This is a genomic window from uncultured Sutterella sp. (assembly GCF_937923675.1).
Classification (GTDB): Bacteria; Pseudomonadota; Gammaproteobacteria; order Burkholderiales; family Burkholderiaceae_F; genus Sutterella.
This window is the reverse complement of sequence record NZ_CALDXB010000029.1, coordinates 161,852-176,555: the sequence shown is the minus strand read 5'-3', so window position 1 is coordinate 176,555 and position 14,704 is coordinate 161,852. Positions and strand designations below refer to the sequence as shown.

Annotated in this window: 14 protein-coding genes; 9 read left to right on the top strand and 5 right to left on the bottom strand. The window is 60.5% G+C overall.

Annotated elements, in window-relative coordinates; genetic code table 11:
- The first annotated feature begins 58 nt into the window (after positions 1–58).
- The 9 genes from Q0106_RS03730 (at position 59) to Q0106_RS03690 (ending at position 9,491) form a co-directional block, all read left to right on the top strand.
- The gene (locus tag Q0106_RS03730; RefSeq protein WP_297608973.1) at positions 59–1,066 is read left to right on the top strand and encodes a phosphotransferase; all 1,008 of its coding nucleotides are present in this window, start codon (positions 59–61) and stop codon (positions 1,064–1,066) included.
- A gap of 6 nt (positions 1,067–1,072) precedes the next feature.
- A complete protein-coding gene (locus Q0106_RS03725; protein WP_297608970.1) occupies positions 1,073–1,768 on the top strand; it encodes a nucleotidyltransferase family protein in 696 nt (231 codons plus the stop codon).
- On the top strand, positions 1,765–2,766 hold the full coding sequence (dusB, locus tag Q0106_RS03720; RefSeq protein ID WP_297608967.1) for a tRNA dihydrouridine synthase DusB: 1,002 nt from the start codon (positions 1,765–1,767) through the stop codon (positions 2,764–2,766). The genes Q0106_RS03725 and dusB overlap by 4 nt, the downstream gene beginning before the upstream one ends.
- Before the next feature lie 65 nt (positions 2,767–2,831).
- On the top strand, positions 2,832–3,119 hold the full coding sequence (locus tag Q0106_RS03715; protein ID WP_366139475.1) for a helix-turn-helix domain-containing protein: 288 nt from the start codon (positions 2,832–2,834) through the stop codon (positions 3,117–3,119).
- 2 nt (positions 3,120–3,121) lie between these two features.
- Positions 3,122–4,675: a bifunctional phosphoribosylaminoimidazolecarboxamide formyltransferase/IMP cyclohydrolase gene (gene purH, locus Q0106_RS03710; protein ID WP_152157640.1), complete on the top strand. Its 1,554-nt coding sequence runs from the start codon at positions 3,122–3,124 to the stop codon at positions 4,673–4,675.
- A gap of 176 nt (positions 4,676–4,851) precedes the next feature.
- A complete protein-coding gene (gene tolB / locus Q0106_RS03705; protein WP_366139473.1) occupies positions 4,852–6,159 on the top strand; it encodes a Tol-Pal system beta propeller repeat protein TolB in 1,308 nt (435 codons plus the stop codon).
- Positions 6,160–6,203: 44 nt separating this feature from the next.
- Positions 6,204–6,725: a peptidoglycan-associated lipoprotein Pal gene (gene pal, locus Q0106_RS03700; RefSeq protein ID WP_152157639.1), complete on the top strand. Its 522-nt coding sequence runs from the start codon at positions 6,204–6,206 to the stop codon at positions 6,723–6,725.
- A 104-nt stretch (positions 6,726–6,829) separates the two neighbouring features.
- On the top strand, positions 6,830–7,579 hold the full coding sequence (gene ybgF, locus Q0106_RS03695; RefSeq protein ID WP_297608960.1) for a tol-pal system protein YbgF: 750 nt from the start codon (positions 6,830–6,832) through the stop codon (positions 7,577–7,579).
- 292 nt (positions 7,580–7,871) lie between these two features.
- Positions 7,872–9,491, top strand: a complete 1,620-nt coding sequence (locus Q0106_RS03690) for an NAD-dependent malic enzyme (protein WP_297608957.1) — start codon at positions 7,872–7,874, stop codon at positions 9,489–9,491.
- A 192-nt stretch (positions 9,492–9,683) separates the two neighbouring features.
- Here Q0106_RS03690 and Q0106_RS03685 read toward each other — a convergent pair whose 3' ends face one another.
- The 5 genes from Q0106_RS03685 to Q0106_RS03665 are packed head-to-tail and all read right to left on the bottom strand — an operon-like array spanning position 9,684 to position 14,500.
- Positions 9,684–10,670, bottom strand: coding sequence for an ABC transporter substrate-binding protein (locus Q0106_RS03685; protein ID WP_297608954.1), 987 nt, complete (start codon positions 10,668–10,670; stop codon positions 9,684–9,686).
- A gap of 19 nt (positions 10,671–10,689) precedes the next feature.
- Positions 10,690–11,658, bottom strand: coding sequence for an ABC transporter substrate-binding protein (locus Q0106_RS03680; RefSeq protein WP_297608951.1), 969 nt, complete (start codon positions 11,656–11,658; stop codon positions 10,690–10,692).
- 50 nt (positions 11,659–11,708) lie between these two features.
- Complete coding sequence (locus Q0106_RS03675; protein ID WP_297608949.1) at positions 11,709–12,464, bottom strand: ATP-binding cassette domain-containing protein; 756 nt, start codon at positions 12,462–12,464, stop codon at positions 11,709–11,711.
- A 6-nt stretch (positions 12,465–12,470) separates the two neighbouring features.
- Complete coding sequence (locus tag Q0106_RS03670) at positions 12,471–13,457, bottom strand: iron chelate uptake ABC transporter family permease subunit (protein ID WP_295491225.1); 987 nt, start codon at positions 13,455–13,457, stop codon at positions 12,471–12,473.
- Positions 13,454–14,500, bottom strand: a complete 1,047-nt coding sequence (locus tag Q0106_RS03665; RefSeq protein ID WP_297608946.1) for an iron chelate uptake ABC transporter family permease subunit — start codon at positions 14,498–14,500, stop codon at positions 13,454–13,456. Before Q0106_RS03665 ends, Q0106_RS03670 begins: the two co-directional genes overlap by 4 nt.
- Positions 14,501–14,704 lie beyond the last annotated feature (204 nt).

Genomic DNA, 14,704 nt, shown 5'->3' with positions numbered 1-14,704 from the left:
ATCAGCATCGGGATTCCGGTTTTCTTTTGTTGCCAACCCATCCGCGGGAGATTTATTGATGACAGAACGTGACGATGCGCTCAAGGCCTGGCTCGCCACTGAAGCAGCGAAGCTCGGCTTCGACCCGGAGTCGATGGCTCCTGCGAGTTCCGATGCCGGCTTCAGGCGATATTTCCGCATGACGCGTCCGGACGGCGGCACCTGCATCGTGATGGATGCGCCTCCTCAGCATGAAAACCTTCCTGCCTTCATCAGGGTGCAGAAGCTCATGAAGGATGCGGGACTCAACGTGCCGGAAATCCTTGCGGTGAATCTGGAATCGGGTTTTGCCGTCATCTCGGACCTCGGGCGCGAAACCTTCCTCGACGTTCTCAATGAAGAGAATGCGGCGAAGCTCATGGACGCGGCCACCACTGCGCTCGTCAAATGGCAGGCGGCGACCCGCCGCGGCGTGCTTCCTCCCTATGATCGGGCGGTTCTCACGCGCGAAATGGAGCTTTTCCCCGAGTGGTACGTGAGGCGCCACTGCGGCGTTGAATGGGATGCAAAGCATCAGAAATGGTGGGAGATGAGCCGGGAAGCGATCCTCAAGGTGAATCTCGCCGACCCGGTCGTATACGTGCACCGCGACTTCATGCCGCGCAACCTCATGATGAGCGACCCGCTCCCGGGCGTTCTCGACTTCCAGGATGCGCTCGAGGGCCCGATCACGTACGACATCGCCTCGCTCCTGCGCGACGCCTTCATCAGCTGGAACGAATCCTTCGTCCTCGACATCACGATCCGCTATTGGGAAAAGGCGAGAAAGGCGGGTCTCCCCGTACCGATGGATTTCGGCGCCTTCTACCGCAGCGTTGAATTCATGGGGCTCCAGCGCCACCTGAAGGTGCTCGGCATCTTCGCGCGCATCAACTACCGCGACGGGAAGCCCAAGTACCTCGCAGATACGCCGCGCTTCATGAAGTATGCGCGCCAGACGGCGGGGCGCTATGTGGAGCTTTCGCCCCTGAAGCACCTCCTTGATGAACTTGCCGGCGTGCGCGAGAGCGCGGGCTACACGTTCTGACCGGAAATGCGCGCGCTTCTTTTTGCGGCCGGCGAAGGCCGTCGCATGCGGCCCCTTACGCAGATTCTGCCCAAGCCCCTTATTGAGGTCGGCGGCATTCCGATGGCCGTGCGCCAGATTCTTGCGCTCAGAGAGGCCGGAATCACGGAAATCGTGGTGAATGCCGCGCACGGCGCAAGGATCCTCATGGCCGAACTCGGAGACGGCAGCCGCCTGGGCGTGAAGCTTCACTGGTCGGTTGAAGGGTTTTCTGCGGAAGACGCGCTCGAAACCCGGGGCGGCATTGTCCGGGCGCTCCCGCTTTTAGGGAGCGAACCCTTCATCGCCGTTGCCGGCGACATCGTGACGGACTTTGATTATTCAACGCTCGTGCGCCGCGCCGGGACGCTCTCGCCCGGGGGCGGCCTTGCGCATCTTGTGCTGGTGCCCAATCCCGGGTTTCACGCGAAGGGCGATTTCGGTCTCGCTGACGGAAAAGTTTGCCGGACAGGAGAAAAATTCACCTTTTCGAGTCTTGCCCTCTATCATCCCGCAATGTTTGAAGGCCTTCCGGACGAGCGTGCGAAGCTTTTCCCCTGGATGAATGAATGGATCGACAGGGGACAGGTTTCCGGAGAGCTCTACCGCGGGCGCTGGGCCAATGTCGGCACGCCCGGGGAGCTTTCCCGCGCGGAAGCGCTCTTTGCCGGAGATCCCGCGTGAAAATCGGTCCTCATGAAATCGCGTCCCCGGCGCTCATGCTCGCCCCGATGGCGGGCTATTCGGATCTTCCCTTCCGGGAGCTCGCTCGTTCTTTCGGCTGCGACTATGCCGTGGCGGAAATGACGGCAAGCCGCGAGGATCTGCGCGAGCGGGAGAAAAGCCTCACCCGCTGGGTGGAAAAAGAGGAATCGGGACTCCACGTCGTGCAGCTTCTCGGGGCCGACCCTGCCGTGATGGCCGAGGCCGCCCGGGCGGCGGAAGCGGACGGCGCGGACGTGGTGGACATCAATATGGGGTGCCCGGCGCGAAAGGTGCTTTCCGCGGAATGCGGGAGCGCGCTCATGCGCGACGAAAAGCTCGTTCGGGAAATTTTGTCGGCTGTCGCCGGCGCCGTGAAGATCCCGGTGACCCTCAAGATGAGAACGGGCTGGGACCGCGAACATAAGAATGCGCCGCGTATCGCCCGGATGGCGGAGGACTGCGGCATCGCGGCCCTTGCCGTGCACGGGCGCACGCGGGCGGACGGGTTCCGCGGGGAGGCCGAATACGAAACCATTGCACGGGTGAAGGCGGCGGTTTCGATTCCGCTTGCCGCCAACGGCGACATTGATTCGGGAGAGAAGGCCCGGCGGGTTCTCAGGGTTACTCAGGCGGACGGCCTCATGATCGGGCGGGCCGCGATCGGACGGCCCTGGATATTTGCTGAAATCCGTGCGGCGCTTCACGGCCGGAGCTTCTCTCCGCCTGATCCGGAACAACTTCTCCGGATCATTTTGGATCACAGAAAGCGCCATTTCGACTACTATGAGGGCCCGCGGGCGATGCGCACCTTCCGCAAGCATCTTTCCCGCTATCTCCAACCGTTCAGCGGCGCCAGAAGGGCGCTCGACGAGATCCTTCGCGAAGAGGACGCTGAGCGGCAGGCCGACCTCGTGCGCGCCTTTCTTGAAGGCATTGCGCGCGAACCCGAGACTCTGCGCACTTCAGAAAACCGATGATCCCGAAGGACCTGCACGATTCCGTTGACGCTCCCGAGAAAGATGCGTCCGCAGGCGGCGACCCCGTGGAGGAAAGGCTCCCCGGGGATGAGAACGATCTCGAGGAAGTCATTGTCCGCAGGCTCGACCTTTATTTCGCCCGGCTCGAAGGCCGGGACCCGCATCCCCTTTACGATCTTGTCGTGCACGCCGTGGAGCGCCCGCTGATCGACTATGCCATGTCGATGTGCGCCAACAATCAGTGCGCGGCAGCCCAGTTACTTGGCATTAACCGGAATACGCTGCGCAAGAAGCTCCAGGAACATGGAATGCTTCCTGCGCGGGGGACTTCCAGAAAATTTAAGGAAAAGTAGACATGCGCAAGCAAGCACTCCTCTCCGTTTCGGATAAGACGGGCATCGTCGAGTTCGCCCGCGGCCTCGTCGAGGCGGGATATCACATCCTGTCGACCGGCGGCACCGCGAAGCTTCTCGCCCGCGAAGGCATCGACGTTCAGGAAGTGGCCGACTACACGGGCTTCCCCGAAATGCTCGACGGCCGCGTGAAGACGCTCAACCCCAAGATCCATGCGGGCATCCTCGCCCGTCGTCCGGTTCCGGAACACATGGCGGCGCTCAAGGAGCACGGCATCGATCCGATCGACATCGTCTGCGTGAACCTCTACCCGTTCGAGCAGACCGTGGCGCGCCCCGACTGCACGCTCGAGGAAGCGATTGAAAACATCGACATCGGCGGCCCGACGATGATCCGCGCGGCGGCGAAGAACTGCGAGTCCGTCGCCGTGGTTGTGGATCCTGCCGACTACGAGCTGATCCTCGACGAAATCAAGGTTCAGGGCGAAGTCTCCTCCGCCACGCGCTTTGCGCTCGCGAAGAAGGTCTTTGCGCACACCGCCCGCTACGACGGCATGATCACGAACTACCTCACGAGCCTCGACGCGGAGGCGAAGCCCCAGAAGTTCCCGGCCGTGCTCACGCGCCAGTGGGTGAAGGTTCAGGATCTCCGCTACGGCGAAAATCCCCACCAGCAGGGCGCCTTCTACCGCGAGCAGAACGTCGAGCCCGGTCTTCTCGCCGGCTACGAGCAGCTCCAGGGGAAGGAGCTCTCCTACAACAACATCGCCGACAGCGATGCGGCCTGGGAGTGCGTGCGCTCCTTCGACGCTCCTGCCTGCGTGATCATCAAGCATGCAAACCCCTGCGGCGTTGCGGTTGCGCCCACCTGCGAAGAAGCCTATGCGAAGGCCTTCCTCACAGACAGCAAGTCGGCCTTCGGCGGCATCATCGCCTTCAACGGCCCCGTTACCCGCGCCTGCGCCGAGAAGGTTTCCCACCAGTTCGCCGAAGTGATCATCGCGCCCGAATTTGATGAAGGCGCGCTCGAACTTTTCAGCGCCAAGAAGAACCTCCGTCTTCTTAAGATCGCCCGCGGCACGGCTCACAACGACTTCGACTTCAAGCGCGTGGGCGGCGGCCTGCTCGTTCAGACGCCCGACATCCAGCTCGCGACCGAGAAGGATCTCCGCTGCGTCACGAAGAAGGAGCCCACGCAGGCTCAGATCACGGATCTGCTCTTTGCCTGGAATGTTGCCCGCTTCGTGAAGTCCAATACCATCGTCTACGCGCGCGACGGCATGACGCTCGGCGTCGGCGCCGGTCAGATGAGCCGCGTCGACAGCGCCCGCATCGCCATGATCAAGGCTGAGGAAGGCGGACTTTCCCTGACGGGCAGCGTGGCCGCCTCGGATGCCTTCTTCCCGTTCCGCGACGGTCTTGACGTCGTTGTGGACGCGGGCTGCACGGCCGTCATTCAGCCGGGCGGATCCATTCGCGACGAGGAAGTGATCAACGCCGCCAATGAACGCGGCATTGCGATGGTCTTCACGGGCGAACGCCACTTCCGCCACTAATCATTGCTTGTTTCATTTGGGCGCCGCCGGCATCATCGCAGGGCGGTGCCCGTTCGCGTATATTGGACTGACTTCTTTTGCGCGGGGTTCATGGGAAACATCGCTCGTGCCTAGACTTCATTGAAGCATGGGCGTCCGCTCTGCGCAGTCCAAAAGTAGCTTTCGGAGAAAAGTCTGTGAAAGATTTGAGCGAATCCATGCGCCTCACGCGCCGCGCGCTGATCGGCGCCGGCATGGCCGCGGGCGTTTTCGGCGCCTGTCCTGCGCTCGCAGATCTGCGCATCGAAATTACCGGAGTCGGCGCGAATCAGCTGCCGATTGCCATTCGACCTTTTCAGGGCGCGGCCGCTGCGCCGGTTGATCCGGCTGAAGTGATCGGAGCGGATCTGCTTCGTTCCGGCGCATTCCGTCTCGTGGATGTCGGCCCGGCGGATCCCGCAGAGAATCTTGAGAAGCCCGAGGGCCTCGCCCGCGCGGCGCAGGCGGGCGCCACGGTCTATGTGGTGGGTTCGGTGCAGCGCATCGGAACCGGCCGCTGGGATGTGCGCTGCCTCTTCTTTGATGCCGTGAGCGGCGAGCAGCTCGATTCCGTGGGCTACACAGCCGGTACGGATCTCCTTCGCATGGCGGCGCACCGCTGCGCGGATAAAATCTACACAAAGCTCACGGGCGAAGGTCCGATGTTCGCTTCCCAGCTCGCCTATGTGGCGCAGCTTGCCGAAAGACGCTACGAACTCATCATCACCGACAGCGACGGCGGTGTGCCGAGAACGGCGCTTCAGTCGCCCGAGCCCATCATTTCGCCTTCCTGGTCGCCTGACGGCAAGAAGCTCGCCTACGTGAGCTTCGAGCACCGCAAGCCCATTGTCTACGTGCATGAGCTCGCGACGGGCGTGCGCCGCCCGGTGGCGGCCTTCCGCGGCAACAACTCCGCTCCCGCCTGGTCGCCCGACGGGCGCACGCTCGCGGTGGCGCTCTCGCGCGACGGCCTCACGCAGATTTATCTGATCGGAGTCGACGGTTCAGGTCTGCGCCGCTTCACGCAAAGCTACGGCATTGATACGGAACCCGTCTTCACGCGCGACGGCGCCTGGGTCTACTTCACGAGCGACCGCGGCGGCACGCCTCAGATTTACCGGCAGCCGGTTGCGGGCGGGAATGCCGAGCGCGTTACCTTCGGTTCCAACTACGCCATCAGCCCGGATATTTCGCCTGACGGCGCCCGCATGGCGTACATTTCGCGAATCGACTCGAGCTTCCGCGTTGCGGTGATGGACCTTGCCACCGGGCAGGATCTTCTCGTTACGAATACGGAACGCGATGAGTCGCCGTCCTTCGCGCCCAACGGCCGCTTCATCGTGTACGCCACGGAAGTGTCCGGTCGCGGCATTCTTGGCACCTGCTCTGCCGACGCACGCCTCTCCACCCGTCTTTCGGGCGAGGGCAACATCCGCGAACCTGCATGGGGCCCGATCCTGCAGTAAGACGGATGAAAAATACTTTTATTTCAATTAAGGAGCTCAACAAAATGACTATCGCTTGGAAGGTTCTTGCCGCTGCGGCGGCAGCCGCTGCGCTGCTTTCGGGCTGCTCTTCCGTTTCCCTCGACGAGGGCGCCAAGGAAGGCACGCTTGCCGGCAATCAGGCCGCTCAGCAGCAGACGGTGCAGGATCCGTTCACGGATCCCTCGAATCCGCTTTCGCACCGCTCGGTCTACTTTGCCTTCGATTCGTATGAAGTCTCGCCCGAGTACGCTGCGATCGTTGAAGCGCACGCCAAGTGGCTTGCCGAACATCCGAACGTGAAGATCGTCATTCAGGGCAACACCGACGAACGCGGCGGCCGCGAATACAACCTCGCGCTCGGCCAGAAGCGTTCTGAAGCCGTGCGTCAGCGCATGCAGCTCCTCGGCGTGACGGGCGACCGCGTTGAGGCGGTTTCCTTCGGCAAGGAAAAGCCTGTCGCTACCGGCCACACGGAAGAAGCCTGGGCTCAGAACCGCCGTGCCGACATCGTTTATCCGGAAGGTACGGGCGCTCAGACCAAGTAATGCCCGATGGGACCTCTGAGTCCTGCTCTCAGACATCCGGCCGGCGGCTCTCCCTCGCTTCTGCGGGGAGCGGACGCCGGCATTTTTATTTTTGACCGACCAACATGATTCTTTCGCTCACTCCCCTTGCCCGTCGTACGGCAGCTGCGCTCCTCACGCTCACGCTCGCGGGTTCGGCCTTCGCCTTTGCGGACGACGATGCCCGCCGGGCCATTCTCGAGCTTCGCGAAACCGTGAAGCAGATGCAGTCCGACATCGACTCCGTGCGATCGGGGCAGCTTCAGCTTGCCAACGAAATTACCTCTCTCAGGGAGCAGAACCGCCAGCTCACGGGCCGCGTTGAAGAGCTCACCAATCAGCTCGCCGTGGAAAAGAGAAATTCCCGCACGCTCTATGAATCCGTGGACAAGCGTCTCGGCGTCTTTGAGCCCCAGATGGTGGTGATTGACGGACAGAGCGTTCAGGTGCAGGCCGACGAAAAGAACGCCTATGAGGCAGCGGTTCAGCTCCTCCAGGAGGGGAAGTTCCTCGATGCCGAAAAGGCCTTCAAGGAGTTCTCAACCCGCTGGGATAAGTCGCCCTATCGTCCCGACGCCATTTTCTGGTGGGGCACGAGCGCTTTTGCGGCTGAGCACTATAAAACCGCCATTTCGACCCAGAATCAGCTCCTTCGCGAATATCCGAAGAGCTCCCGCGCGCCCGATGCCATGATGCTCGTCGCAAGCTCCCAGGCGGCAAGCGGCAGCATCACGGCGGCACGTAATACATTAAACAAGATCATCCGCACCTATCCGAAAACGGAAGTGGCTAAGGAAGCCGGCCAGCGGCTGAAAGACTTAGGCCAAAAGAAGTAAAGATAGGGAGGAACCCTGCCTTGAATCAGGGGTTTTCTCTAGGGCGTTGATAGAAAAATAATTCGTGAATATCCTTTTCGATAAGGGTAAATTTCAATCAGCAGAAATGCACCGCATCCCTTAAAGGGGTATGGTTGCATCTACTCCCTCTCCGGCGGCGGAGAGGCTTTTCTTCAAAAGAGCCTTCCGCGCCGGGACGAATGAAAAGATGCCGGCTTGAGCTGATTTAAGCCGGCAATTGACCACGACTTGAGTCCGTCCGATTGACCGGACGACAAATGGAGGTGTCCCCATGACCCAGTGCTGCAAGCACACCGGCGCGGCTGTTTTCCATTGCCCGCTTACCAACAAGGGTGTTGCTTTTACGGAAAAGGAACGCGAGGAGCTCGGACTGAGCGGCCTGCTTCCGACGGCCGTCTCGACCAATGACCAGCAGGTCGAGCGCATGCATGAAATCCTTGACCGCTTTGAGAAGCCGATCGACAAGGCGCTCGTGCTCGACAGCCTCCACGCGACGGATGAAGATCTCTACTTCCGTCTCCTCACGCGCTACACGGCCGAATACATGCCGGTTGTGTACACGCCGACCGTGGGCGAATACTGCCAGCGCTTCAGCCACATATTCCGCTATCCGCGCGGCCTCTTCATTTCCTACCAGCATGCCGGCCACGTCCGCGACGTGATTGAACGCGCCCCCAACAAGGAAGTCGACGTGATCGTCGTCACCGACGGCGAACGCATTCTCGGCATCGGCGACCAGGGCATCAACGGCATGGGCATTCCTATCGGCAAGCTCGCGCTCTACACCGCCTGCGCCGGCATTGATCCCGCCAAGACCCTCCCGGTCGTGCTCGACGTCGGCACGAACCGCGAGGAATACCTGAACGATCCGCTCTACCTCGGCCTTCGCAAGCCCCGCAGCCGCGGTCCGGAATACCGCGCGCTCGTCGATGAATTCATCACCGAAGCCCGCCGCCGCTGGCCCAATGTCCTCATCCAGTTCGAGGACTTCGGCAACCAGAACGCCTTCAAGCTCCTTGCGGACTACCAGGAAAAGATCCTCTGCTTCAACGACGACATTCAGGGCACTGCCTCCGTCGTGGTTTCGGGCCTCTACAGCGCCATGCGCATCAAGAAGGAGAAGCTCACCGATCAGATGTTCCTCTTCTTCGGTGCCGGCGAAGCGGCCTGCGGCATTGCGAACCTCATCGCCGACGCGCTCGTCTCCGAAGGCATGACCCGCGAGGAAGCTCTGAAGCACTGCGCGCTCTTTGACTCGAAGGGCCTCGTCACGAAGTCCCGCATGGATGAGCTTGCTGCTCACAAGAAGCCCTTTGCGCACGACTACGCGAAGTGCACGGACTTCGTTGAAGCGATCAAGATGATCAAGCCGACCGGCATCATCGGCGTCGCCGCTCAGCCGCGCACCTTCACGACCGAAGTGCTCGAAGAGATGGCCAGGCTCAACGAACGCCCGATCATCTTCGCGCTTTCGAACCCGACCTCGCGCGCCGAATGCACGGCCGAGGAAGCCTATCGCGTCACGAAGGGCAAGGCCCTCTACGCTTCAGGCTCGCCCTTCGCGCCGGTCGAATACGAAGGCAAGACCTTTGTTCCGCGTCAGGGCAACAACAGCTACGTCTTCCCGGCCCTCGGCCTCGGCGCCGTCTTCAGCCGCTCGAAGTGGATGCCTGACGGCATGTTCCTCGTCGCTGCGAAGAAGCTGGCTGAGCTCGTCACGGATGCCGACCTTGAGCAGGGTTCGCTCTATCCGTCGCTCGACGACATCCGTCCGGTCTCGGTCAAGATCGGCGCTGCTGTCGCGGCTTATGCCTACGACAACGGCCTTGCCGGCAATGAACGTCCGGCGGACCTCGAGAAGGCTGTTGAAGCCTTCATGTACCGTCCGTAATGACGGCTGAGCCGGGCTTCTTCAATGAGGAGGCTCCGGCCTGATGCCCGAGCATCTGAGCCTTCGCTTCCGACATGCGCATCATGTCGGGCGAAGGCTTTTTTTTCGAGCTTGAAAACGAAAAAAAAGGAGCCGTCGGCATCCGCCGGCGGCTCGGGAAATGGGATTTGAAAAAGAAAGGTTGTGCGGCTTTTAGATGCCGAGCGCCTTTTCAACGTCGCCCAGCATGCGGCTCATGCTCTCAACGCCGCCTTCGCCCAGGTACCAGGCCGGGCCTGTGAGTTCCGTGACGCGGCCGACCTTGACGGCATCAAGCCCCTGCCAGACGGCATTTCCCCTGACGGCGTCGGCGAAGAGCTTCGGTTCCTTCGCGCCGACCGCGAGGTCCTTGTTGAGAACGAAGATGCGCGAGGGCTTGAGCGAAGCGAGTTCCGCAAAGCTCTTTTCGTTCATGGCGGCGATTTCTTGAGCAGTAGGCTTCGGGGGCGGATTGCCCTTGGGAGCAGCCTTTTTGGGAGCGTCGCCCGTGCGCGGGGGCTTCACGTTCGAGAAGCCGAGCGCATTCGTAAGGAGCGAGCATCGGCCGTTGTCCGGAAGGACGCCGATGCGGCCGCCAACCATCATGAGAATGGCGATCTTTTCGCCGGCAGCCTTCTTCGCGATGACGTCGACGCGCTTTTTCGCGGCAAGAATGGCGGCGTCGGCTTCCTTTTCCTTCCGGAAGATGCGCCCGAGGGAGCGGAGATTCCCTTCAAAGCTCTGCCAGGCGCCCGTCTGATAGTTGGGAACGAGGCAGACGGTGGGTGCGGCCTTCCTGAATTCGTTGATGGCGCGGGCAACACGGCCGGAAATGAAGACGAGATCCGGATTCACGGACTTTACGGCCGGGATGTCGATGGTCTTCATGCCGCCGAGGGGCTTTGCGCCCGCGGGCGCCTTGGCCCAGGTCACGGTGCCGGGCGTCACGGAGCCGACCACGCGGTCGGAGAGGCCGAGGTAGGCGAGGTTTTCAAGAATGGAAATGTCGAGCACTGCAAGACGCCTGGGATCGACCGGCACGGCAACGTCGCCCGTCTGTGAGGGAACGGTTACCGTTTCCGCGGCAAAAGCGGAGGAGGCAAAGCCCGGGAGCGAAAGGATTGCGCCTGCGGCAAGAAGGTTTCGGCGGGTAAGGTTCATGAGTGTTCTCTTCGAAGGGTTACTGAGCGAGGTCGAGGGCTTTTTCGACATCCTTAAACTGGATTTCGAGGGAGGTGTAGCCGCCTTCGGCGAGGTACCAGGCAGCCGGAGAGAGATAAACGATGTGTCCTTCCTTCTTCGCCTTCGTGCGGTCGACGATTTCGTTCTTCAGTACGTCCTGAGCGAGCTTCGCGCCCGGGCGGGCGATGGCGGAGTCGCGGTCGAGAACGAAGAAGTAGTCGGGGTTGAGCTTGAGGAGCAGTTCGAACGAGGCTTCGTTGCCGTGGTTGGCGTTGGCGTCCTGAGCGACGTTCTTAAAGCCGAATTCATTGCTGATGATGGCGCAGCGGGCCTGGCTGCCGAGAAGGTTCACGTGGCTGCTCGTAACGAGGCTCACGATGGCGGTCTTCCCTTCGGAAGCCTTGCGGATTTTTTCAATGCGGCCCTCAAAGTGCGCGATGTCGGCCCTGGCCTCAGCTTCCTTTCCGAAGATCGTCGCGAGGTTCATGTGATTGTCCGAGAAGCTCTTAAAAGTGCCCTTCGTGCGGTCGATCGACATGTAGACGACGGGGGCAATCTTGGAGAGCTCGTCGTATTTCTTCTGAAGGCGGCCGGAAATGAAGATGACATCGGGTTCGGCTGCCATGAGGCCCTCGAAGTCGATTTCCTTCAGGGTGCCGATGTTTCTCATCTTCGGAGACTTTTTGAAGTACTCGGGCAGATAGGGAAGCGCGGTGGTCTGAGTGATCGCGACGATGCGGTCCTTGGCAAGCCCCCAGTGGTCGAGCGTATCGAGAACGGCGTAGTCGGCGATCGCGATCCGCTTCGGATCCTTCGGCACCGTCACCTTGACGGGCTGGTTCTTGCCGTTGAGGGAATTCACTTCAACGGTTTCGGTGCCGAAGGCGGGCGAGGCCGGAAGGAGCGCGAGGGAAACCGCAGAGAGCGCGGCGACGCCGAGGGTGCGGCGGGTGAAGAGCATGGACATGGTGGTGTGGCTTCCTCTGTTTCAGGGAGTGCTTGGATGAAAAACCGGTGTCAGTGAAAGATCGCGAGCGGACGTCCGTCGATCTCGTGAATCTGAAAGTCGACGCCGTAGATGAGCTTGAGCTGCTCGGGCGTCATCACTTCGTTCACGGTTCCCCAGGCGGCGATTTTTCCGTTCTTGAAGGCGCAGATGTAGTCGGAATAGAAGGCGGCGAGGTTGATTTCGTGAAGCACGAGAATCACGGTTTTTCCGAGCTCGTCGCAAAGCCGGCGCACGAGCTTCATCATCTGCGTGGCGTGGTAGATGTCGAGGTTGTTGGTGGGTTCATCAAGGAGCACGTATTCGGTGTCCTGAGCGAGAACCATCGCGATGAAGGCGCGCTGGCGCTGACCGCCCGACATTTCGTCGATGAAGCGTTCGGCAAAGTCCTCGAGTTCCATGTAGTTGATCGAGCGGTCGACGATCTCCCAGTCCTTCCGGCTCAGGTTCGAGCCCGAGTGAGGAAAGCGCCCGAAGGCGACGAGTTCGCGGACCGTGAGCTTCATTTGAACGTTGTTGGCCTGCGTGAGGATGGCGAGGTGCTTCGCGAGCTCCCGGCTTTCCCATTTGTCGAGGTCCTTTCCCTTGAACTCAACGGCGCCGGAGCTTCTCGCAACGAGGCGCGAAATCATGCCGAGCACGGTGGATTTGCCCGCGCCGTTGGGGCCGATCATGGAAATAACTTTTCCATGCGGGAGTTCAAGCGAGACGTCGTCGACGACAGTCGCATCTTCGTAGGTCTTGCGGAGATTCCTGATGGTGAGCATGGCGGGTTATTTCTGCGTGAGGATGAGGTAGAGGAAGTAGAGGCCGCCGCCGATCGTGACGAAGACGCTCACGGGAACGCTGTAGACCATGATGTGCTCGACGGCGAACTGGCCGGCGCAGAGGATGAGCATTCCGACGAAGCCGGCGCCGGCAATGAGGTAGGTGTGGCGGTAGGTGGTGAAGACCTGACGCGCGACATTGGCGGTGATGAGGCCGAGGAAGGAGAGCGGTCCGACGAGCGCCGTGGCGACGGCGATGTAGAGCGCTACGCCCACCATGAGGCGCCTCAGAACGCGTTCGTAGTCGACGCCGAGGCTGATCGCCTGATCGCGCCCGAGACTGATGATGTCGAGGATCGCAATGTCCTTTCTCAGCCAGAGGGCGATCAGAACGAGAATGAGGATCCCGGGGATGATGCAGGCCATGTTGACGTTCGTGAAGCTAGCCACGAGCGTATTGAGGAGCGCATCGTATTCGTTGGGATCCATGATGCGCGTGAGCGAATTCTGCATGCTCGAGAAAAATGTCGACAGAACCGTGCCGATAAGGAGCACATAGAGGACGTTGCCGCCAGTCTTTTTGAAGATCGAGTAGTAAATGAAGGTCGCGATCACGCCCATGAGGACGATGTCGACGGCAAACGCCATCACCGGATTCGTTGCGAACTGACTCCCTGAGCCGAAGAAGAAGACGACGGCGGTGTGGATGAGCAGGTAGAGCGAATTCATGCCGAGCAGGCACGGCGTCACGATGTTGTTGCGGATGATGGTCTGAAAGACGATCGCTGCAGCGGAAATCGAGAATCCGGCCGTGAGCATCACGATGAGGCGCGGCGCACGAAGCTCCATCGCGTAGCTGAAGAACTTCGGGTTCACGAAGGCGAACTGGTAGAGCGCTGCGGCAATAAGCGTGAGCGCAACGAGCGCCGTCATCGCGAGCGCAAGCTTTCTGAGGCGCGGCGACGAAAAGGACGACGAAATCGAGGCAATCATCGGGCGCCTCCGTTCACCGAGGTGCAGACCGGCGTCTTCTTTTCAAAGCCGAAGAGCTTCATGAGAAGGTCCTTGTTGAGCGACCGGCGGCCGAAGCGCAGGCGGTAGAAGATGAGGACGATGAAGATGAGGCTTCCGAGCGTGCCGATGATGAGTTCGATCGGAAGCTCGTAGGGCAGGATGATGAGGCGCCCGATCAGGTCGCAGCAAAGCACGAAGAGCGCGCCGAAGAGCGCCGTATCGGCGAGTGTCGAGCGCAGGTCGTCGCCCTTGAAGATCGCGACGAGATTGGGAACGATGAGGCCGATGTAGGAAATGCTCCCGACGACGGTCACGATGGAAGCCGTGATCATCGCGGCGATGGAAAGCCCCGAAAAGAGAACGAAGGTGTAGTTGACGCCCAGGTTCTTCGAAAAATCGCGCCCCATACCAACAATGTTGAACCACTTGGCATAGATCCACGCAATGGCGATCAGCGGCACAACGAGGTAGACGAGCTCGTAGTTGCCCCGGAGCACAAGTGAAAAATGGCCGACGAGCCAGGTCGAGAGCGCCTGGGTCATGTCGAAGCGGAAGGCGAGAAAGCTTGTGATGCCGCCGATCACGTTGCCGAACATGATGCCGACCAAAGGCACCATGACCGGATCCTTCATGGGCATCCGCAGAATGAACCAGACGAAGATCCAGGTGCCGATGATTGCGGCGGCGAAGGCAAATGCCGCGCGCGACCAGATCGTGGAATCCGGCATGAAGAGGAGCGCAATGAGAATCCCGAACTGTGCGGACGAAATCGTGGCGCCAGTGGTCGGCGAAACGAACTTGTTCGCGCAGAGCTGCTGCATGATGAGGCCGGCAATGCTCATGCCGGCCCCCGTGCAGAGGATCGCAAGGAGCCTCGGCAAGCGGGAAATCAGAAGAAGTTCAAGGCTTTCGGCGTCTCCCGAAAGGAGAGACATGAACGAAACGTCCGCGGCGCCGACGAGAAGCGACAGGAGGCCGACGATGAGCGTAAACGTCAGAAGTATGGCGGTTGATCTGGGCATGAATGTGCTGAAAACGATGCCGGGTAATCCCTCGGACAAGGTGCTGTTTCGACGCATTCTGCATAAATACTGTGAACGAGAATTAACAAAATTACAATTAATTACAAATAAATGGTAATTATTCTCGTTTGTGTGTTGCTCCTAAATAACGGTTTTATTCAATGATTTATATGAAAAAATAAATAAAACGATCAGGGCGGTATC

Coding starts and splice junctions, on each gene's coding strand:
- purH (WP_152157640.1), top strand. CDS start 3,122: ATGCGCAAGCAAGCACTCCTCTCCGTTTCGGATAAGACGGGCATCGTC.
- Q0106_RS03690 (WP_297608957.1), top strand. CDS start 7,872: ATGACCCAGTGCTGCAAGCACACCGGCGCGGCTGTTTTCCATTGCCCG.
- ybgF (WP_297608960.1), top strand. CDS start 6,830: ATGATTCTTTCGCTCACTCCCCTTGCCCGTCGTACGGCAGCTGCGCTC.
- pal (WP_152157639.1), top strand. CDS start 6,204: ATGACTATCGCTTGGAAGGTTCTTGCCGCTGCGGCGGCAGCCGCTGCG.
- Q0106_RS03680 (WP_297608951.1), bottom strand. CDS start 11,658: ATGTCCATGCTCTTCACCCGCCGCACCCTCGGCGTCGCCGCGCTCTCT.
- Q0106_RS03730 (WP_297608973.1), top strand. CDS start 59: ATGACAGAACGTGACGATGCGCTCAAGGCCTGGCTCGCCACTGAAGCA.
- Q0106_RS03685 (WP_297608954.1), bottom strand. CDS start 10,670: ATGAACCTTACCCGCCGAAACCTTCTTGCCGCAGGCGCAATCCTTTCG.
- Q0106_RS03725 (WP_297608970.1), top strand. CDS start 1,073: ATGCGCGCGCTTCTTTTTGCGGCCGGCGAAGGCCGTCGCATGCGGCCC.
- Q0106_RS03670 (WP_295491225.1), bottom strand. CDS start 13,457: ATGATTGCCTCGATTTCGTCGTCCTTTTCGTCGCCGCGCCTCAGAAAG.
- Q0106_RS03665 (WP_297608946.1), bottom strand. CDS start 14,500: ATGCCCAGATCAACCGCCATACTTCTGACGTTTACGCTCATCGTCGGC.
- Q0106_RS03675 (WP_297608949.1), bottom strand. CDS start 12,464: ATGCTCACCATCAGGAATCTCCGCAAGACCTACGAAGATGCGACTGTC.